At 42.7% G+C, this 21,172-nt stretch carries 17 protein-coding genes and 1 tRNA gene; 9 read left to right on the top strand and 9 right to left on the bottom strand.

From position 1 onward, the window contains the following. Positions 1 to 36: 36 nt before the first annotated feature. Positions 37 to 1,260 carry an efflux RND transporter periplasmic adaptor subunit gene (locus tag AC1DQW_RS11260; RefSeq protein ID WP_477454168.1) on the bottom strand — a complete coding sequence of 408 codons (1,224 nt, stop codon included), beginning with the start codon at positions 1,258 to 1,260 and terminating at the stop codon, positions 37 to 39. Positions 1,261 to 1,554: 294 nt separating this feature from the next. On the opposite strand from AC1DQW_RS11260, the gene AC1DQW_RS11255 reads away from it, so the two are divergent. From AC1DQW_RS11255 to AC1DQW_RS11240, 4 genes are all read left to right on the top strand, one after another. Next, positions 1,555 to 2,259 carry an SDR family NAD(P)-dependent oxidoreductase gene (locus tag AC1DQW_RS11255; RefSeq protein WP_477454167.1) on the top strand — a complete coding sequence of 235 codons (705 nt, stop codon included), beginning with the start codon at positions 1,555 to 1,557 and terminating at the stop codon, positions 2,257 to 2,259. A gap of 3 nt (positions 2,260 to 2,262) precedes the next feature. Then, positions 2,263 to 2,835 carry an NAD(P)/FAD-dependent oxidoreductase gene (locus tag AC1DQW_RS11250; RefSeq protein ID WP_477454166.1) on the top strand — a complete coding sequence of 191 codons (573 nt, stop codon included), beginning with the start codon at positions 2,263 to 2,265 and terminating at the stop codon, positions 2,833 to 2,835. Continuing rightward, entirely contained in the window at positions 2,801 to 3,538 is a 738-nt protein-coding gene (locus AC1DQW_RS11245) for an NAD(P)/FAD-dependent oxidoreductase (protein WP_477454165.1), read from the top strand. The genes AC1DQW_RS11250 and AC1DQW_RS11245 overlap by 35 nt, the downstream gene beginning before the upstream one ends. A 141-nt stretch (positions 3,539 to 3,679) precedes the next feature. Next, a complete protein-coding gene (locus tag AC1DQW_RS11240) occupies positions 3,680 to 4,585 on the top strand; it encodes a helix-turn-helix domain-containing protein (protein ID WP_477454164.1) in 906 nt (301 codons plus the stop codon). A gap of 129 nt (positions 4,586 to 4,714) precedes the next feature. Here the strand turns inward: AC1DQW_RS11240 and AC1DQW_RS11235 are convergent, their stop codons facing one another. The 5 genes from AC1DQW_RS11235 to AC1DQW_RS11215 all read right to left on the bottom strand — a co-directional run bounded on the left by AC1DQW_RS11235 (position 4,715) and on the right by AC1DQW_RS11215 (position 14,404). Continuing rightward, positions 4,715 to 8,083, bottom strand: a complete 3,369-nt coding sequence (locus AC1DQW_RS11235; protein ID WP_477454163.1) for a glycosyl hydrolase — start codon at positions 8,081 to 8,083, stop codon at positions 4,715 to 4,717. Between the two features lie 45 nt (positions 8,084 to 8,128). After that, positions 8,129 to 9,805 carry a TolB family protein gene (locus tag AC1DQW_RS11230; protein WP_477454162.1) on the bottom strand — a complete coding sequence of 559 codons (1,677 nt, stop codon included), beginning with the start codon at positions 9,803 to 9,805 and terminating at the stop codon, positions 8,129 to 8,131. A 115-nt stretch (positions 9,806 to 9,920) separates the two neighbouring features. Then, positions 9,921 to 10,739, bottom strand: coding sequence for an SDR family NAD(P)-dependent oxidoreductase (locus AC1DQW_RS11225; protein ID WP_477420205.1), 819 nt, complete (start codon positions 10,737 to 10,739; stop codon positions 9,921 to 9,923). 23 nt (positions 10,740 to 10,762) lie between these two features. Next, positions 10,763 to 13,645, bottom strand: coding sequence for a TonB-dependent receptor (locus AC1DQW_RS11220; protein WP_477454161.1), 2,883 nt, complete (start codon positions 13,643 to 13,645; stop codon positions 10,763 to 10,765). 135 nt (positions 13,646 to 13,780) lie between these two features. Continuing rightward, positions 13,781 to 14,404 (bottom strand): TetR/AcrR family transcriptional regulator, encoded by a 624-nt coding sequence (locus tag AC1DQW_RS11215; RefSeq protein WP_477454160.1) that lies wholly within the window; start codon positions 14,402 to 14,404, stop codon positions 13,781 to 13,783. Positions 14,405 to 14,942: 538 nt separating this feature from the next. On the opposite strand from AC1DQW_RS11215, the gene AC1DQW_RS11210 reads away from it, so the two are divergent. After that, positions 14,943 to 15,068 carry a DUF5712 family protein gene (locus tag AC1DQW_RS11210; protein WP_477454175.1) on the top strand — a complete coding sequence of 42 codons (126 nt, stop codon included), beginning with the start codon at positions 14,943 to 14,945 and terminating at the stop codon, positions 15,066 to 15,068. 88 nt (positions 15,069 to 15,156) lie between these two features. Here the strand turns inward: AC1DQW_RS11210 and AC1DQW_RS11205 are convergent, their stop codons facing one another. From AC1DQW_RS11205 to AC1DQW_RS11195, 3 genes are all read right to left on the bottom strand, one after another. Next, positions 15,157 to 15,516, bottom strand: coding sequence for an Arm DNA-binding domain-containing protein (locus AC1DQW_RS11205; RefSeq protein WP_477454159.1), 360 nt, complete (start codon positions 15,514 to 15,516; stop codon positions 15,157 to 15,159). A gap of 250 nt (positions 15,517 to 15,766) precedes the next feature. After that, positions 15,767 to 15,853: transfer RNA gene (locus AC1DQW_RS11200), tRNA-Ser, on the bottom strand. A gap of 84 nt (positions 15,854 to 15,937) precedes the next feature. Further along, positions 15,938 to 18,007, bottom strand: a complete 2,070-nt coding sequence (locus tag AC1DQW_RS11195; RefSeq protein ID WP_477454158.1) for an HD family phosphohydrolase — start codon at positions 18,005 to 18,007, stop codon at positions 15,938 to 15,940. 117 nt (positions 18,008 to 18,124) lie between these two features. Here AC1DQW_RS11195 and AC1DQW_RS11190 point away from each other — a divergent pair, with 117 nt between their 5' ends. The 4 genes from AC1DQW_RS11190 to AC1DQW_RS11175 all read left to right on the top strand — a co-directional run bounded on the left by AC1DQW_RS11190 (position 18,125) and on the right by AC1DQW_RS11175 (position 21,115). Next, a complete protein-coding gene (locus tag AC1DQW_RS11190) occupies positions 18,125 to 18,982 on the top strand; it encodes an SPFH domain-containing protein (RefSeq protein ID WP_477454157.1) in 858 nt (285 codons plus the stop codon). Between the two features lie 4 nt (positions 18,983 to 18,986). Further along, positions 18,987 to 19,520, top strand: coding sequence for a hypothetical protein (locus AC1DQW_RS11185; RefSeq protein WP_477454156.1), 534 nt, complete (start codon positions 18,987 to 18,989; stop codon positions 19,518 to 19,520). A gap of 1 nt (position 19,521) precedes the next feature. Then, positions 19,522 to 19,692 (top strand): type II toxin-antitoxin system antitoxin, encoded by a 171-nt coding sequence (locus tag AC1DQW_RS11180; RefSeq protein ID WP_477404922.1) that lies wholly within the window; start codon positions 19,522 to 19,524, stop codon positions 19,690 to 19,692. A gap of 244 nt (positions 19,693 to 19,936) precedes the next feature. Next, on the top strand, positions 19,937 to 21,115 hold the full coding sequence (locus AC1DQW_RS11175; RefSeq protein ID WP_477454155.1) for an acetyl-CoA C-acyltransferase: 1,179 nt from the start codon (positions 19,937 to 19,939) through the stop codon (positions 21,113 to 21,115). Positions 21,116 to 21,172 lie beyond the last annotated feature (57 nt).

Below are 21,172 nucleotides of genomic sequence, written 5' to 3'. Positions count from 1 at the left end.
TTTAAAGTTTTGAGTGAACCATTAAAGTAAATTGACCTACTTATGGCTGGTAGTTGTAGTTACAGGTTTGCTGGCGGCTGCGTACAGGCTGTCGGTATTGGCAGGCAGCGGTTTAATAGCCATACCTGGCTTTAGGTTGCCTACCCCTTCTACTACCAGTTTATCGCCTTTTTTAAGGCCGCTTTCTACTACATATAAATTCCCTATAGGATTTGCAGATACCCGTATCCCGGTATTTACGGTACTGTCCTTACCGCTTAGGGTATACACAAATTTTTGACCCTGCATATCATAAGTGGCATTTTGAGGGATGAGCAGGGCATTCTCCATGTTAACGGGTATTTTAATGGTAGCACTGCTGCCGCTGCGTATCAACCCAAGTGTATTAGGGAAATTAGCCCGGAAACTTACCGACCCGGTTTCAGTACTGATCAGGCCACTTGCGGTAACAACCCTTCCTTTTGCCGGATACTCCGTGCCATCAGCCAGTATCAGTGATACATCGGCCATGGTAGCCAGTTTTTCTTTGATAGTTGTGCCTTTTACCGTTCTTGAAAATTCAAGCAATTGTTTTTCATTCAAAGAAAAGTATACATAAATATTATTGGTGTTGTAAACCGTGGTCAACGGGTTTGCCGATGTACTGCTTACCAAACTGCCAACTTTATAGGGTATGCTTCCGATAACGCCGTTAGACGGGCTTGTTAAATAGGTATAACCTACATTTACTTTAGCGTTAACCAGATCCGCCTGCGCCGATGCCAGGGAAGCTTTTTTAGAATTTAAGGTGTACAGCTTTGATTTTAGTTCATAATCGCTTATGATCTTCCGCTCTACCAGGGGCCTTACCTTTTCTACGTCCATTTCTGCAGTCTGAACGTCGGCCTCTGCTATCTTAACAGCTGCAGCAGCGGTTCTTACAGCAGCTTCGTATTGCGGATTTCGTAATTCAAACAGTGGCTGGCCTTTATGCACAGTTGCACCCTCATCTACAAATATTTTCTGAATAAAGCCATCAACTTTAGGGCGTATTTCAACATTCTGTTCGCCTTCTATAGTGGCAGGGAACCTGTAAAAAATGGTGGCTGGGCCCGCATATACTTCTGCAGATTTATAAGGCGCAGGCCCGGTTGGTCCTCCGGGGCCGCCTGCGCCGGGGCCACCGGCTGCCGGCCTTCCCCCGCACGAGGTGAGTGCTACTAATCCTATTGAAAATTGAAAAATTAGCAGTATCGTATTGGTTTTTATTGACATTTTCATACTGATGAGCATTAATTGTTGTGATTATTTAAAGTGTTTTCTTTTAATTAATGGCACAAAGTTGAGGGTTAAACCATCGTTAAAAAATGTCTGTATGGAGGGAAAGTATGTGTATATGTCGCATTAACAGTAAATATGGTCAAGAAATAAGTTTTTTACATTTCTCTGTCAATCAACTACTTACCTATATTAAAATGAGCCATTTAGACATATTGTTACCACATACAGACATGGATACGCGTCCTCTTAATCCCAATATTTGCATTGGTTTTACAAGCAGTTAATCGTTATAAAATGTCATTAAAAAATAAAGTCGCGGTTTTAACGGGAAGTACGGGCGCGATAGCCATAAGCATTGCGCAAATGCTGCTGAAGGAAAATGCTATCGTTATCGTACCGGCAAAAAGCGCAAAGGATCTGTTATGGATCAAACAAATTGAGGAGGTTACCGGCAGCGGCTCTATCATTACCCTGCTGGCGAATTATTCCGATTTCTATAGGGCGAAAGAAATTACCGATGACATCATCGAACGTTTTGGCAAAATAGATCTGAGTATCGCCTGTTTTGAAGGTTCTGCCCTCAGTCAGCCGCTTACCCAGGTAGAAATTACTGATTGGGAGCACACTATGGAACAAAATATAACCGCTTTTTTTGTTGCCGCGAGGTTATCCTTTAGCAGTATGAAAAAATCCAGGCATGGTATGTTCATCAGCATCGATTTCACCGGCCATACTATAAAGACTACAGGGGCGAAACTTGCCCGCTTATCGCTATGCATGCAAAAAGAAATGGCCAGAATGTTTTATGAAGAGATAAAGGGTACCAATATGAAATACTATCATTTGTATGTGGACCCTGATAAAAAAAACAACAAGGCGCAAAATAATTATATCCATCCGGATGAGCTGGGAACATTGATACTGGATCTGTATGACGGCAATACAAAAGGCAACGACATGCTATTTCAATGGATGCATAACAAACACATTAATCAATAAACTATGGAGCAGCAACAAAAGAAGGTAGTGATAATAGGCGGTGGCTTTGCGGGGTTAAACCTGGCTAAAAATCTATTAAAAAACCAAGGTTATCATATTACACTGATTGACAGAAATAATTATAATTTTTTTCCGCCGTTGCTATACCAGGTGGCTACCGGCTTTTTAGAGGTTTCCAATATAAGCTATCCTTACCGAAAATTGCTGCAAGGTAAAAAGAACATTAACTTCTATTTGGGTCGGCTGGTTGAAATTTTGCCCGCGGAGAATAAAGTGTTACTTGATGTAGGTGAGATGGATTTTGATTACCTGGTTTTAGCTACTGGAACTAAAAGCAATTATTTTAATCAAAAAAACATCGAAGCAAATGCGTTACCCATGAAGACATTAGATGATGCGATCAATATGCGTAATTATTTGCTTCTGCAAATTGAAAAGGCTACCAGGGTAACTGATATTGCAGAAAAGAAAAAGTTAACTACTACTGTTAGTAGTTGGTGGCGGGCCAACCGGGGTAGAAATAGCAGGTATGTTTGCCGAAATGGCAAAAAGCATTTTTCCAAAAGATTATCCTGAACTTATTGATCATGCCGGCGGTATTTATTTAGTAGATAGTCATCGCACTTTGCTATCTGCCATGAGCGAGCCTTCGCAAACCTATACTTATAGCAAATTACAGGATATGGGTGTAAATATCAAGTTGGGCACGCGCGTAACAGATTATGTAAATGATACGTTAATGCTGTCTACGGGTGAAGTTATATCCACTGGAAATTTAATATGGGCAGCAGGTGTTACCGGCGAGGTATTTCCGGGTATTCCCCAAAGCTCCTATGGAAATGGGAACCGTTTAAGTGTTAATGCACACAATGCTGTAAACGGGTTTTTTAACATTTTTGCTATCGGTGATATTGCCTTGCAAACCAGCGATCTAAACTATCCCAATGGCCACCCGCAGGTAGCACAGGTAGCTATGCAGCAAGGTAAAAACCTCGCCCATAATTTTATGGCTATTTACAATAACGATCCCCTTAAACCATTTACTTATTTTGATAAGGGATCGATGGCTATAATTGGCAGTAACAGAGCGGTTGCAGATATGCCAAAGCTAAAAATGCATTTTAAAGGATTTTTTGCCTGGGCAATGTGGCTGTTTATACATTTAACTTATTTAGCAAATCATCGTAACCGTATTAAAACCTTCTATAACTGGATGCTGGCCTATATTACTAAGGACCAGGTGTTGCGCATGATCATCAGGCCATCTTCAAAAACTTAACTTTTCGTTATCGCCTTATTTGTGATTAGCTTATTAAAATACTTTGGTATCTATCAAAATTCTATAAATAAGGATGAAGAAAACCCTGAATTAATTTAATTAATTTGGGGTTTTTATTTGGGTTAATCGCCAGTTAGGTTTATGAAAACAGACACCCCTTCAATTCATACTTATACCATTAGTGACGTTAGTATTGATGCAGGCCGAAAGGGTCTTGCTAAAGGTTTTCTTACTTTCAGGAATGATGAATTGAAACCCAGTGAGGAAAAATTTGGGAGGCCTTTACGTTCCGATCATTTTTCAATTGGGCTGGTAATTGCAGGAGAAGGGCATTTTCAAGTTAACCTGGTTAACTATCACGTAAAAAAGAACAACCTTCTGATTATTCCATTCAATGTAATTCACCAGTTTCAAAAAGCTAACGATGAATTCAAAGTAATAGTGGTTAGTTTTTCACATGATTTTGTAGCACAGGCCCGGCTTAGCGAAAAACATATACCAACCTTTGGTTTTTTCTCCACGCAAAACAATCCTCATCTGATGCTGCAGGAGGAAGATGCAGATGCATTACATCAAGTCATGAAGATGTTGCGTAAAACGGATGATCCCGCGTATGAGCATCCATTTAAGACGGAGATAATTCATCATGGCTTTAATATTTTTATGTTTGAAGTGGCTGCTTTATTTAAAAAATACCGGCCAAATAAACAGGTACAACTAACCAGAAAAGAAGAGATATTATCATCGTTTGTAAAATTGCTTTTTCAGCATTTCAAGGAAGAACGCGGGGTGCAATTCTATGCGGATGCGCTGTATTTAACACCTAAGCACCTTACTAAAATGGTGAAAGAACTAACGAATAAAACCTGCGGTGAAATGATTGATGAAATTGTGATAATAGAGGCAAAAATAATGCTGGATGATCTGGGCCTGTCAGTTTCAACTGTTGCCCAACAACTACAGTTCAGCGATCAGTTCTTCTTTAGTAAATTTTTCAAAAAACATACCGGCATTAATCCAAGTAAGTATAAAGGCGCAATAAAATAAGTCTTATCTTATCAACGCAGATGGACCAAGGATACCCACAAAGCTCCGTTTTATATATTTCCTGATAAGATGGTACCATGCGTTTATTGAATGCTGATGTATGAATTAGTTTAATTCTTGCCAATCCCATTACTTCACCCATACCAACTTTACAGGCCCCAACAAACCAGATAACAGCAATTTTGAATTTGCGTTGTAAAATGGCATGGTGGTGTAAGTTATTTTTTGCTTCGCATCAGCCTGCTGGTCTCCAATTAACCTGTTTACCCAAAGATTAGTGACCTTTATTTCCAACGTATTCTTTCCTGGTTTCAAGGTGCCGGTCACATCCACGATGAAAGGTCTTTTCCAAACTGTACCCAATGATTTTCCGTTCACTACTACTTCCGCCAAATTCTTTACATCACCCAAATCTAAACGGATCGGTACACCTTTAACAAGTGTGCTTTCAGGAATATTAATGGCCTTTGTATAAGTGGCCACCCCGGAGAAGTATTTGATGCCTGGGTCGGTATGCGCTGTATAAGAAATCAAGTTCTCAAAGATAACCGCTGATGGTGCGCCACGCTCAGGTTGAAAAGCAACGCTCCAGGGGCCATCCACCGTTGTTATTACCTTCTCCATCTTTGCAGGAAGGATAACCACATTTTTTTTTGCCGGCGATAAAAACACTACAAAGAATGCATCATTTGGTGTGAAATTCAGGGAAACGGTTGTAAAGCCATTCTCTATTTTATAAGAAACAGGTTCCGTCTTTCCCGTCTCCGGATGCCAGATTTGTGGCTCCTTACCAATAACACGGAATGTTGCATCAATGGTTTCATTGCGGTCGTTGCGGTTATTTATCCAATAAATATCGCCGTTTGTTACTTTACGATGTACATAAAGTAATTGTGTTTTGTCCTGCGATTGGCTGTATCCAAAATCAGGGGGGATATTCAAAGAAGAAAGCACTTCGGCAATTGTCTTTCCAGTGTGGATATTGTTTCGGCCGGAGCCCCATACTTCATTTACAAGGCGCTGAAATTCCAGCGGATCATCTTTTAAACCCGCTATTATTTCAGGCTTTATACCACTGATGACAGCCCCCTGTTTCGCCAGCTGCGCTATTTTACGAAGCACCGGCAACGACATTCGTCTCGCATTACTGTCAAGCATCAATACGCGATAACGCATGCCGCTGGGTGTAATAAGATTTCCATCTTTTACCGACAGCAGGTTAACAAGCGCATGCGGGTTGATAAAATCATAGCTGTATCCTGTTGGGAGATCGGGTAGTTTGTTTCCGAACAGTCCGGTAATGTTATGGTCTTCACCGTAATAATATACCACATCAGCTACAAATTTCCCCTGCTGCAACATATAGGAACTACGCGCCAGGTAGTCAGTCCATACCTTTGCCTGATTTGCCCAGGTATCATAACGGTTAAACCATTGACCAAATACACTTAGTCCAAGACCAGGGATCTTATCATCAACCGGCTGATGAACAGAGGTGTGGATCACAAAGCGGTTCACGCCGCTGGCCAGCTCCAGGTCTGCTGTGGGTTTTAATTTTTCCGGGGAATAAGACCAAGCACCGTTAATACCAAAACCAATGGCGGTAAACGATTCAGCAGCGACCAGGTTTTGCCCGTATATGTGTGCCACCGAAGCAGATTCAAGAATATCGGCCCTGGCCATGTTTGGCGGAGAACCGCCGAGCCCCGGTGTCCACATGGCCGACATCGGGATAGCAGCTGTACGCTTTACATCCATACCATCTACGATGTACAACCGGCCGTTCTCATGTGATTCAGAATAACGCTTCATACCATATCCCGCAAGAATACCCGTTAGCTGATCATAATGATTTTCGGCTATCAATTCCGAAATGGTTTTACGCCAGTCCCAGAGAAATTGCTCACTTGCTTCCGCACTCTTAACAACCTGGCCGGTCAGCACCGGCATCCATGGCAATAAACTATAACCGCGACGCTTTTGGAATTCTTCCATCATTCCGGGTGTCCAGGTTTCCTGCCCGGCTTCGTAACTATCGGTTATCATGTATTGCAGGCCTTTGCTGCCCATTAAGCCACCTATTGCATCCTTGTATTGGTTCAGGTAAGTTGTAAAATAGTCTTTCACCGCCCGTGCATCCATTTTGTCTACTTCCAATCCTGTTGCTTCCACTGACGCGGGATGATTCTGTTTCCCGGTTAGGGAATAGCCAAACCGTACTATTTTCCATTGTCCGTCGGTTGACGGGAGCGTCCAGTTGAGTATGCCGTCTGTATCCATCTTCCCTGTTAAATCAACTACGTCGGCTTGTGCAATCACATCCGTAGTCGTTGGTGTGGGATATTTCATTAAATCAGCAGCAGCTACAAAGCCAGCCTTTTCTTCAAAGTGATTGATACGTGTGGCAGGATATAAAACCAGTTCTGCAATTTCATTTCCGGCAGGCGCTTTAGGAGCCATTCCACCGCCGGTCAGCGCAGCAATAAGGTTGGGGTGGGCTTTAGGGTTTTCGAACCTTAACCGGAAATACCGGGCAGTTGTTGCCGGAATGGTAATAGTTTGCTGTAGAATAACGCTAAGTGGAATAAAAGCCACCCTGCGGAAATTAATACCATCATCACTTGCTTCCAGGCTGCGCTCTTCAGACGGCCCGGGTAGTCCGAAAGGTGACCTGCTTCCACCGCCTGCCACAGAAACTGCTTTGATGGTTTGAGGCTTTGCAAATTCATATTGAATCCAGGAATATCCATTTGCCGGATCGGAGGGTAACAGATTGGTCGTTCCCAAATCTCCGTCCGTTAGTTGGTTCAAGCTAAAACTGCCTGCATTGGAAGTGATTTTGGGGGCCAAATCACTTAATGCAATATCCGCGGCGGGTAAACGGTAAGCTATCACTGCCACATCCTCGTAATACTCCGGCGGTGCAGCTGTTTTTAAACGGATAACAGAGGTTTCCTTTGGGATAGGGATATTTTGAAAATCGCCTGTTGTAGCAGGTGGCTTAGACAATCGGCCGGTAAAAGACTGCCCTCCTTTTAACCTGACTTCAGTCCAAACCAATTTTTTCATCCCGTCCCTAGCGGCTACCCACGGCCCTCCGCTTTCGCTCCAGCCCGGAGAGCCGGCAATGGCCATTTCCAGTTTTAAAGAGTCGGCCAGTTTGGTAGCCAACCTGAAAGCATCTTTCCATTCTGGCGTCATATATAATAAGCGCTTCGCAACAATTTGCGGAGTGACAACGCCTGCATCAAAATTTTGGAGGCCGCCAATTCCGCTACGCTTCATCCATAGCAGATCTTTGCGAATACCATCCTCGGTAATGTTCCCATTTATCCAATGCCACCAAACCCGTGGTCTGGCGGCATTATCCGGATGTACAAAACCTTTGTAAAGGCTGTCATTAGGTACTTTTCTGCTTTGTGCGGCTGCAGAAGCCGGCATTAAAAACGCTACGCTTATACAAACCTTAACAGCAAAATCCCTAATGTTAAATGTCATTTACTAATTTATTTAATAGTTCGTTTTATGTTTGGCAAAAGCGACTTACCGCAGCACTCCAGGTGCCCCTGTAGGTAATCCCTTGGCCAGATCTACCGAAACTTTACGTTTTCCCAGTTCTGCGTGTATGGTACCTGAGGACCTACTGGTGGCACGGAATATGACATGCTGTGCCTTCAGAAAGCCTTTCCTTTTTCCCGATACCTGGATATCTGCATCCCAGGACACATCACGTCCATACGGTCCGGTAGTAGAGGATTCACCCCCATTCAGAATATATACGCCGTCATCTGAAAAGTTAACGTATTTAACAACGCGACGCGGCTCCCCGGGTGTTCCCGCTACCGGTTTTACAGTGCTTATTTCTGCATAGCCTGAAACGTAGCCCTTAAGCCTTCCTTGTTCTGGGATGGTCTTGTCAGGCCACTTAATATCTTTCAGATCGGTAGCCCACTTCATTTCCGGACTAAACGGTTTCAGGGGGGTCGTAGGTTTCCTGGAAGTAAATCGGATCATCCTCAGGCGGCCCCTTTGCTCTCCCGGTTTTTCCTGCTTTGGATCCTTTTGCTCCCAGAATACGCCATGTGTACTGGTAGGATCCCAGGTTAAGTTTCCAAAATGATTATACAGCGTAAAGTTATCTTTGGCAATGGTCAGATCCTGCCCCGTGTAACCATCCTCGGGCAGTCTTGCCCGGTCGCCATATCGATCGACCATACTAAGGCCATAAAACCGCTTAGGAGGCTCAAAACCTTCAAATGGCGCATTCCGCGACTCGGCCACTCCGGGCACCTGAGGCGCGCCGGCGATAAGCGGACGCGGGATTAATTCAAATGCATCCATTCTTGTTGTTTGCCTGTGTGTCTGAAATATGACCCATTTGCCATCGGGTGAAGGATAGGTGCCCTCATCATAGCTGAAATGTTTGGTAAGCCTGGTCACTTCACCTGTTGTAAGATCAATTTTGGCCAGGTCAAAGTTGTTGCCTTCAAATAAAGAGCTGCATATAAGAGCGCGTCCCATATCTGCAAAACTTTTGACTTCGCCACCACCGTGCAGGAATGGCCTGAACGGATCAGGGTCGGATTGATCTCCCACTATTACCTTGGGTTTGGCAAGTTCGTAACGTTCACCTTTTTCGTCAGCAACCCTGGTTAACTCACTTACCAGAACAAGCATACCTTTTGTAGTTACAAGCGTACCCGCAACATGGCTCCCATCCGGCGACATATTAGAAGCTATCCGCATGAGAATACGTGAACCCGGTATTTCCGGATATACCAGTGGAAGGATCTTAGCTTCTTTACAATCCACTATCGATGGTGTGCATTCCAAAATTCCTGTAGGAGTGTAAACTCGTTTTCCATCCGGAAGAGGTACCGGCATTTCGCCGCCGATCTCTTCTTTTAACTCACAGGTCAGACACTTGAAACCGCTCCCGTCATCCGACATGACTCCAAGGTCCGACTTTTTTTTCCCGGCCATATGAATCTCCATGATCAAATGCTTTGCATCGGGAAGATAATTAACCAGCACAGCATCACTTACATCTGCCGGAAGTGGTATAGTGGTGACCTCAAATGGTTCCGGTTTCGGAGCCGGGGGAAGTTTGGGTATAATGGAATAGTTTCTTTGTTCGTTTTTTTCTTGTGCATAGCCCTTAAAGCCTATAAGGAATGCTAAAATTACTACCCCGGGTAGTAGCCCGTTTAACCTTTTCATAATTGTTATTTTAATAGTTTTTTAATGTTTATAAATGATAGCTGTTATGGTTACTTTACCCCTCTTCAAGTAAAGTGTATCTACACTGTAAGTAGCCTTACGATGAAATACTTTGTTACTGACTGGTAATTCCATACTTTTTCATTTGCTTATTGATAAAAGAGGCGGCCGTTTTCGGGCTAATCCTGTTGAAAATCCCCAGAAACCTGGAATCAGAACCCACATATACCTGGTATTCATTATGTTCTATCCCCCTGACTATTATCTCTGCCGCTTTCTCCGGTGTCAGTATCTTCGATTCCGCGGACGCCTGATTACTTTTTTGTACCATATTCATCGTAACACCTGAATTTGCCGTGATATTGGTAGCTACGGCGCCGGGGAAAACAACGGTGACATGTACATTGGTATGTTGTAGTTCTGAGTGAAGGCCTTCGGTAAGCAACTTAACAGCTGCCTTGGTTGCACCATAGACAGTTTGGCCTGGAACCGGCAGAAATCCACCCATGCTGGAAATGTTGACAATATGACCTTCTGGCCGGCTCAGTAAGTGTGGTAAAAATGCCTTGGTGACAAACAATGTCCCATATAAGTTGACGTCGATCACCCTTTTAATTATCTTATAGTCAAGATCTTTAAAATCAACAAAAGGCTGAATTATCCCGGCGTTATTGATAATAGCGTCTACACGGCCATTTTTTGCAATAGCGTGCCCAACCAATTCATCAACCGCGGTACTGTCGGTAATATCTACCGCGAAAAGGCTTAAGTTGGGATCAGACGCTCCGCTAAGCTTTAAAGTTTCCTGCAAAGCAGCCCAATTGATATCGACAGCAATGACTTTTGCTCCTTTTGATAGCAGATTCAACACTATTTCCCGGCCAATGCCGCTGCCACCACCGGTAATCAATACCACCTTTCCATTTACTTTCATATGCTCGTTGCTGATATTTATGTTTAGTTAAAATTATAGGAAAGACTCAGGAAGTATGATCTGGGTTGCGTTGGCCTTGCCCCATAAGTTGCATTCGGATTGGCGGCAACCTGAGCTTTCGTTAAAGCCTCGGGCGATAAGTTATTGGGGAATCCTCCCGGAGCATACCAACCTGTAACACCAGTAGAATTAAACACATTATTAATATTTAAATTCACATATAGTCTGGACGAAATCTGATATCCTGCCTGGTAATTGAAGGTGCTGTATCCGGGTATTTCAAATGCATCTGCAGCATTCGCAGCCGAGGAGCCGACATACCTCCACCCGAGAGAAGTCATGAACCTGTTTAACCTATAGGAAGGGGTTATGCTTGTCAATACAGCAGGTGTCAGCCCTACTTTTCCGCCGCGGGTTTCTGCTACCTGGTCATCAGCAGGCCCTGGTTTGCCCACATTCCAGTGTCTTTCTACCACCGAAGTTGCATGTTGCAGTGTAACAGCGCCGCGGACATTGATATGACTACCTATGTTAAAAACACTTTCCATTTCCACGCCAATCGTGCGTTGTTCACTAAACACGGCCTTTGTGTAGTAGTAGGTATTAACTTGTACATCCTGTGTATAGTCGAAGGTCGGTTTATTAGAGATGTCACTGTAAAATGGTGTAAAATATCCGGTGAATCCCCCTTTCTGAACCTTATATCCCAGTTCGGCCTGCACTACGTGGATCGGGATAAATGATACCGCATCTGCCTGTGCCTGGGAGCTTACTGCTGTCACCGATTGGAGATCGGGCGCTTTGCGGCCCTCGGAGTAACGTATATAGATTGCTTGCTCTTCGGAAAACTTATAATTTAATGCTGCCGAATAAGACAAGCTTTTTACTGTTTTGTTAATATGAAACGGCGTATTGCTTACGTAAACGTTATTATCATAATAGGTGAGTAAGTTTTTATCATAACCGCCTGCTGCAGTGGCGTTGGCATCAATTACCGCATTATTGGAGGATCCGGTAAATTGATTATAGTTATACCGGAAACCATAATCAAGCGTAAGGCGGTCTGTTAGCGGCGATGATTGGCCAAAGAAAGCGTCAAATCTATTATTCGTAATAATACTATTGCCATATCCCGTGCCGTAAGCGGTAAAGCCGTTTGCATCAGTTACCTGTGTAACCGCTCCCGAAAAGTTGGTGTAGGTTAAACCCAAAGGATGCGGCTTATCCTCAAGGGTAGTAAAGGACTGTCCTGCATAACCTTTTACAAAGCTGATGTTGGAATGGCCGATATAAACACCTGCGTTGAAAGTTGTTTTCCCAACCACTTTGCGAACACTGAACTGTTCCATTACCTCCTTAACTTTATTATGGAGCGCATTGGCTAATTCAAACAAAACAGGGGCCGATTGCACCTGACCGTTAGGAAGCTGATTATAGGTCTTGATGAAATTGATGCCCAAAAACTGACCTGTCGGCGAGATGTTCGGAGACTGTACTACCGTGAGCATTTTTTGCCCGGTGGTCAGATCTGTAAAATTATAGGTTCCGAATTTTCCGGCTAAGCCCTGCAATCCATAAAAGAGTACGCCATCAGCAGAAAGGATGCCCAGAGGCGCTGCAGCGTTCCACGTTGCTTCCTTATTGCTGTATTTAAAATTATTCGTGATCGACCAATTACTCCCGAGGTTTTGCTGATATTCAAGCCCAATTGCCCTGTCAAGGTTATGAATGAGGTTGGATGGCCTAAACTGGTTAACATTGCCATCGCTGGTATACTTAAAATCCAGCGTTTGACTTGACGGGCCGGCCAAAGTAACGTTGTTGGAAAAATCTGCAGCCGGTCGTGGGTTGGTATAGCTTGTAAAAGGAAGAAAGTCAAAATAGCCATTCTTATCATCCAGAAACTTACCATAAAGTTTGATACGTCCGGTACCGTACTTTTTAACCACGTTGAATTTTAACTGTCCACCTTTATTCAGGGGGTAGCCTGCATATCTTGCCCCGTCGCTGTAGCGGTAAAAACCACCCACGTCATAAGTCAGATCGCCCTTTTTATTTAATGGCCCCCCGATATTGAGATCGGCACGGTAATAGGGATTAGAATTTCCTTCCAGGCCATATTTAATTATTGCTTCGCCCGCGAATTTATTGCCGCCTGTTTTAGACGTGTAGTTAAAAAGTCCGCCAGGAGCATCAGAACCAGTAATTGAAGCTGATCCGCCACGAACAGCTTCCACCCTTGCAGTTGTGGCGTCCGCACGCAGAAAATAATCCGGGCCATAATTAGCCCCGGTAAAATTGGTAACGGGTAAGCCGTCTTCCTGCATGGAAACATAGAAATAACCGATTGAAACATCGTTTGAGGTGGGTGTACCCCTGACGGCAACCTGGTTACGGATTTCACCGGCAGATGAATTGACATAAACGCCGGGAACATTTTTTAATAATTCGGCCGCACTTTGGGGCGTCTGTATCTTTATTTGCTGAGCGCTGATTGTTGAGATCGCGATAGACGCATCGAGCCGTTTCCTTGAATCAAATACACCGGTTACAATAACCTGCTGCAGCTCACTTACGTTATCTATAAGCGTTATAGTCATCGAGCTACCGATTTTAACGGTTTGTTCAGCGCTCTTAAATCCGACCATAGAAAATACTAATACAGAAGAAGAGGAAGGCACTGAAATGGTGAACACTCCTTTGGAGTCCGTAGTCGTACTGCTTTTTCCATCTTTTACATGGATGGTCACCCCGGGCAGTGGATTGCCTTTCTCATCAGCAACTGTACCTTTTACCTGTTGCTGGGCGAATACCGGAATACAGCAGAACATTAAGAATACCGCCTGCACCAGTATTTTTTTCGCGAGTTCACACCAAACACGTTTGTGAGTAAGCGTTTTTTTCATAATTTTAGGGAATTTTAATTAATAAAATAATCGGTTATTTGGTTGATTAAAAATATCACCGGTAATGTTTGCCGCATTACCGGTATTTTTTTGAGTGTTTATTTATCCATATTATCGGTTTAAGTGAATACTCTTTTATGATTCTTTATTTGTAGCCTGTATACTTCTTATACTGATCTGCTCATCAAGCGCAATAATTCCCTGAGGGGTACAAATACCTCTGACAGCCAAGGTGATGGTGTTTAGCAGCAAATCATAAGGCGCCAGGTCAAATCTCTTAAAATGCTCTTCACGGACAACAGCGGTATACAATACAAAAATGCTTTCAAGGACAACATCGGGTACAATATCCTTTCTGAAAAGCCCCTCCTGAATACCCCGGTTAATAACATTTAAGAACTCCGGCGTAAACCTTCCGCTGTTGGTCGCATTGCTCTTAGCGGCTAAGTCCGGATAATAGTAATACAGGTCATGGAAGAAAATTTTGTTAACCCGGTACGAAACGTCAATAGATGTTAACCAGATATCAAAAAAGCGCGCAGCGGCATTTTGAGCTACTTTTAATTTCTTGAAATCCTGATACTGCTGGTTAAAGAACAGCTCCAGAGCATCAGCTAAAAGTTCCTCTTTGTTTTTAAAGTATTTATAAAACGTTTTGGTTGAAATGCCGAGGCCATCCACAATCTTTTGAATGGAGGTGTCCCGGATTCCGTATTGCAGGAATTGCCGAAGTGAAACTTCAAGAATTTCGGTTTTCATGATTATAATTGGTTGGAAAATATTTTTAGTGAAATATTTTCCAACAAAGTAAATGGAAAATATTTATAAAAACAAATTTTCCGTGGTTTTTCTTTAAACTTATTTGGCTTTTAATCTGAAGAGAATTTTAAGTTGCACCTTTATTTAAAAATGCTGTTCAATCAAGGTGAATCATCATTTGGCATATCGTGCGGCAGGCAAAGACTGGTTGAAAACGTATTGACCACTGACTGATCAACCCATCCGAAATTTAAGAACCTAAATCTGTTTAGATGGATCTGATTCATCCCAGTAGATTTATAAGTAAAAAAGTTGAGCAGTTTAGAGTATCGGCTGGCCGATATTTACAGACAGGATTTTCGGTTTAAATTTCTTTGTGTATAAGATCTATAAAATCAGGGAAGATGAATATGCCCCGTTTTACAATCACCAATTAAATCACTACTTGCAAAGGAACGCCGGCCAGGTAGAAGCTTTTTTAATCATGTTTATGACATCATCACCACCAGGATCAAATTCTATAAAGGCCTAAAGCCGTCTGGTAGCGTCTATATTATACTTTGGCAAGCTGGAAAATCACCGTTATTATACCCATAAGGATGAAGAAGTAAAGCAGGGACTTGCCAAACGGGGTGAGCGAATATTGATATCTTCAACTTTATAGATGTCCCTAATAAATTTGCAGGTGTGTTTATAGAATGTGTTAAAATTAGTATAAGTTCCTCTAGCGACTCGTTTACCAATCATTTTCTTTAAGTCTTTGTTATGCACTTCGAATAATGAAAGCAACATCCATTTTCGCTAATCCCAGATAACAATTCTACTATTGCTAAAGCTGTTACCACTTTACCTCGGTCGATCAAATGCTTCCTGGCATCGTATGCTTTATTTTGCATAACATCAAGGAACTCATTAAGTGCTTTTGCATCTTCTTTATTACCGATGGCACGGTTCCCTTTTGAATTCCATCTGGAAGGAAGCCAGGAACGTTTTACCGAAAGGTCTTTGGAAAATCCATCTACAGTAATCTTAAGGTAGATATACATTTCTCCACCCTCGTAATTCCTTGGTTGTTTTAAAAAAAACATTAAGCCTAAACTTTTTTCTAACATGACGATAGATTTTTAAGTGAATAAATATCGAAATGCAGCGGTAAAAAGTCAAGATGTTTAATGATTTAACATCTTGTAAATCAGTTAATTACACCGTTTACGTGGCGTCTTTTTTTCGACTAAAAAAGACGCCATGGATGTCGCTCATTTTCTTTGCGAATTCGTGTATGTTTTGGTTAACTCATGGCAACAAAAAAGCCTGTAAATATATAATTTACAGGCTTTTGGTGTTTTTTGACTATTCTATCAGCGGTGAGGGAGGGATTCGAACCCTCGGTACAGTTTCCCGTACGTCAGTTTAGCAAACTGATCCTTTCGGCCTCTCAGGCACCTCACCGAGTGTTTTTTTTAAATAGATTCCCTTTTTTCGGGATTGCAAATATAGCAATTCAATATTCCCGTCAAAAAAAAAGTTCGATTTCTAATAATCTATTCGCACATGGTAGATACTCATCAGCATCCGCTTAAAAATAGTTTTAATAGTTTCAATATCTTTCAAAGTTATATTACTGTCTTTCAACTGGTTCTGATCTAATTTGTATTTTACTATCCTATCAACCAAAACACTTATTGATTCTTCATCTGGCTCTTTTAATGAGCGCGAGGCTGCTTCAACCGAGTCGGCAAGCATCAAAACACCTGCTTCTTTTGAAAAAGGGATCGGTCCGGGGTACCTAAAAATGTTTTCATTGATGAATTTCTCGGGAAAATTCTTCAACGACGACTGATAAAAATAGTCAACCCGGGTATTGCCATGGTGGGTACGGATAAAATCAATAATAACTTCGGGCAGGTTGGCTTTGCGTGCCATTTCAATCCCCTTACTAACATGCCTGATGATCACCTGTGCGCTCTCTTCATATGGCAGCTTATCATGTGGGTTAAAGCCCGAACTTTGGTTTTCAATAAAAAACAGTGGATTTTCCATTTTACCAATATCATGATACAATGCTCCTGCCCTAACCAGTAAAGCATTCCCACCAATGGTGTAAATAGCATTCTCGGCCAAATTTGCCACCTGCAACGAGTGCTGGAAAGTGCCGGGAGCCGTGAAGGCCAGTTCGCGCAATAATGGCGCATTGGTATTGGTAAGCTCAATGAGCGTAATATCTGATGTAAGTGCAAAGATCTTCTCGAATATGTAGATCATCGGGTAGGCCAGCAGAGTAAGCAGCACGCTCACCACAAAAGGCAGAAAATCCATCCAATCGATATCCCAAAATGTTCCCTCCCTGATAAAAGTGATGCCCAGGAAAGCTGCAAAATAGGTAAAGATGATAATGGCAGCCGAGATCAGGAACTGCTCGCGGCGGATAAGGTTTTTAATACTGTAAATAGACACCATCCCGGCCGTGATCTCGTAATAAGCAAACTCAAAGCTGTTGGGAACAAAAAAGCCGGCTATTAGTACCACCAGCAAGTGAATATTAAGCGCCAAACGTGTATCAAACAAAATACGGATGATAATTGGCACAATACAATAAGGGATATAATACAGGTTTGCCGGAAACTGCAGCTTTATGGCTGCCGATAAAGTTGCCAGCATAGCCGTAATAACCAGCAATATTAAACCCACCAGTCGGTTATCGGCATAAATATCCTTACGGAAAAGGTATAGGAATATCATTAGCAGCGATATGGCTATAGATACCAGGAAAAACTGCCCCAGTAATACCAGTGTATGGTTACCGTTTACCCGGGCATTGTTTTCAAAAGCCTTTTTATACGATTCTAATTTCTGGTAAACATCATCATTAATAACCGATCCTTTATAAACTATTACATCTCCCTTTTGTACCATGCCACGGGTTATGGAAAGCCCATCGTAAACCTCTTTTTCAAGGCGTAGGGTAAGGTTATCGTCATAGTTTAAATTGCTCTGGATCCTGTTCTGCAGCAAATCAAGCATAAAAGCCTTATCTATATCGGTACGTTTGTTTAGTATTTTATCACAATACGTTAAAGCTTTTTCTTTGGTGAACAGCGCATTGGTATTTTTATCGGTGGCTACATTTTTGTTTAAAATAGTAACCGGATAATTATTGGCGTGCTGCAGGTATTTATCGTTCAGTTTTAAAATACCGGTATCGTACACTTCTTTTAATAGAGCGACACCAACCTCTGTATATTTTGATTTAAAGCGATCATTGATGCCGGCATTATGCCATTTTATTTCAAGGTCGCTTTTAAAACCCTCTATCTGCTGACCTTCAGTGGCTGCATCAAGCTGGTATACAGGAGTGATACTTTCGTAAGCAGTTTTCTTTTCGTTATCAATTTCCTGCGCGGTTTTTAATATAGCAAAATTATAGGGTGATACCAGGTCCTTCTGGTTCCATATACGCCCTTTTTCGTACTCATAGCTAAATTTTGCCTGCTTGGGCAAAAAGAAAACGATAAGGCTGATGCTGACCAGCATCATCAAAAACTTAACATTACGGGCGTATTTACGCATTAAGGCCTTTTGCCGCGAGGTGGATAGCTTTGCCATTTGTTTAATTAACCGCTCAAAATTAATATAAGTTTCTGTTATATGGACTTTTTCTTGCTTTTATCAAATCAATTATGATATCTTTGTGATATCATTTTAAAATCAATTTAAATCATCATGGATTCCGAAAAAATCATCAACCCGCCCTCTGGCTTTATGGCTTTTGCCTTGCTGTTTGTTGTACTGGCAGTAGCCGCTGTTTGCTTATTTATTGGCGAAGAACCGATAGGCTCCATATTAGGCATACTGAGCCTTGTTTTTATACTACCCGGTTTGGTTATTGTAAACCCAAATGAATCAAAAGTGCTTACGCTTTTTGGTAAATATGTAGGTACGGTAAAAAAAGACGGATTTTTTTGGGTGAACCCTTTCACTGTAAAAAGAAAAGTTTCATTAAGGGCATTTAATCTTAACGGCCAGCAACTAAAGGTGAACGACAGTATTGGTAACCCAATTGAAATTGCAGCTGTAATTGTATGGCAGATAAAAGATACCGCCAGCGCGGTTTTTGCGGTTGAAAATTACATACAGTACGTGAACATACAAAGCGAAGCAGCTGTTAGGCACCTGGCCAACTCATTCCCTTATGATAACCTGGAGGATGAAACAGCTACAATCACCCTGCGCGGGGGTGCTGAGCATGTAAGTCTTTTATTGGAGAAGGAACTTAATGAAAGGCTCGACCGTGCCGGTATCGAGGTTTTGGAGGCAAGAATCTCGCACCTGGCTTATGCGCCGGAGATTGCACACTCCATGCTGCAGGTACAACAGGCATCGGCCATTATTGCTGCCCGCAGGCTGATAGTTGAAGGCGCCGTAGGTATGGTTGAAATGGCACTGAACAAACTATCCGAAAAAAATATAGTAGAGCTTGATGAAGAACGTAAAGCTGCCATGGTGAGCAACCTATTGGTAGTACTATGCGGCGACAGAAGTGTTAGTCCGGTTGTAAATACAGGCACTTTATATCATTAATAGTATGAACCAGTTTAGAAGCTTTGATCAGCTGCGCACCAGCGAGCTCTCCATCACAAGGAATGGATTTTTCCGGCCCGGCTTTGAGTTGACCGATGGTCAGTTTAGCTATGGCAAACTAAGCTATGCCAATTTATGGAAAACCACTACGATACTGGAGACGGCACAAAAAAAATGGATCATTAAACGCAAGGGAATTTTTAACCGGTCGTTATTGATCCATGACCATGATGGTATGGAAATAGGCATTGTTACTCCCGAAATATTATCGCGCAAGGTAAAACTGAGCATGAATAATGGCTTTGAAGCAATGTACCTAAACAAAAAAATATTTACCCGCACTTTTAGTTTAACCAGCGACCAATACGGCGATATACTGGATGTAAAAACCCTAATGTGGGGCTTTAAAAAACCATTTGAGATATCGGTTAACCTGGACAAGTTGAAAAGCATACCCGACCTGCCCTTACTTGCCTTGCTGGGGGTAAATTTAATTTTAATAAAACAGGCACAGGCCGCAGCTGCGGCGGGGAGTTGATATGGCTGAGAAAAAAGCATTTGTATTACGCATTAATCCTGATGTATTAAAGGAACTGGAAGCCTGGGCCGCCGAAGAATTCAGGAGCACCAACGGGCAAATAGAATACCTGATGCAGCAGGCTTTGCTTACACGTAAAAAAAGTGCGAAGAAGAAAAAAGGAACAGAATGATTTGTTGTCCATAGTCGATGGATCATAGTCCATAGCCAAAAAATACCCCGTGCTTACCATCGTCTATGAACGATGGACCATGGGCCAAGTTGATGGACCAAAGTCCATCGTTGATAAAAATAATCCATGCTTACCATTATCCATGGTCTATAAACTATTGACCATGGACTAATTATTATGCACGCATAGCTTTTTACTCTCTTCAAAATAACTAAATTTGCCTCACCAATTTAATGAGGGACACATGAAAGAAGTAGTAATAGTAGCCGCTACCCGCACACCAATAGGCAGTTTCGGAGGCAGCTTAGCCGCAATAAGCGCCGCACAGCTCGGTGCGCAGGTTATCAAATCGGCTGTTGAAAAGGCGGGCTTAAAACCCGGTCAAATCCAGGAAGTTTATATGGGTAACGTAATGTCGGCCAATTTAGGGCAGGCACCGGCTACACAGGCAGCCATATTTGCTGGTTTACCTTACTTACCTGCTACAACTGTTAATAAGGTTTGCGCATCGGGCATGAAAGCTATTATGCTGGCTGCCCAAAGTATCGCCCTTGGTCAAAACGATATCGTGGTTGCCGGCGGGATGGAAAGCATGAGCAATGTTCCCTACTACCTTGATAAAGCCCGTAACGGTTACAGATTAGGGAACGGACAGATCATCGACGGATTAGTGAAAGATGGCTTATGGGATGTTTATAACGATTACCACATGGGCTCTGCCGCCGAGCTTTGCGCCGTGGATTGCAACATAAGCCGGGAAGAGCAGGATGCCTTCGCCATAGAATCATATAACCGGGCACAAAAAGCCCAGGCCAACGGTAAGTTCAGGAATGAGATTACCCCTGTTGAACTTAAAGACAAAAAAGGCGACGTCAACTTATTTGCTGATGATGAGGAGCCCAATACGGTTAAATTTGATAAGATCCCTACTTTAAAACCTGTATTTAAAAAAGATGGTACGGTAACCGCAGCCAATGCATCAACCTTAAATGATGGAGCAGCGGCTTTGGTATTAATGACCCGTGAAAAAGCTGATGAGTTGGGCATTACTCCCCTGGCCCGCATTGTATCGTATGCCGATGCACAACAGGCGCCCGAGTGGTTTACCACAGCGCCATCAAAAGCAATTCCGCTGGCCCTGCACAGGGCTGGTTTATCAGCAGACCAAATTGATTTCTTCGAGATCAACGAGGCTTTCTCGGTAGTGGCAATCGCCAATAACCAGCTTTTAAAGCTCGATCCGGCAAAAGTGAATGTTAATGGCGGCGCTGTAGCATTGGGGCATCCATTAGGTGCTTCGGGGGCACGTATCATTGTAACCTTAGTACATGTGTTACAGCAAAACCAGGGCAAATTTGGCGCAGCCGGAATTTGTAACGGCGGAGGCGGAGCCAGCGCAATGGTTGTCGAAAATTTACGTTAGTGATAAACTTAGGCTGTACGTTATTGCTTCTCGCAATAATGTACAGCCTATATGCAT

The organism is Mucilaginibacter sp. P5_A4 (assembly GCF_056400605.1).
The sequence above is the reverse complement of the archived record's forward strand: the minus strand, read 5'-3'. Positions and strand labels throughout refer to the sequence as shown.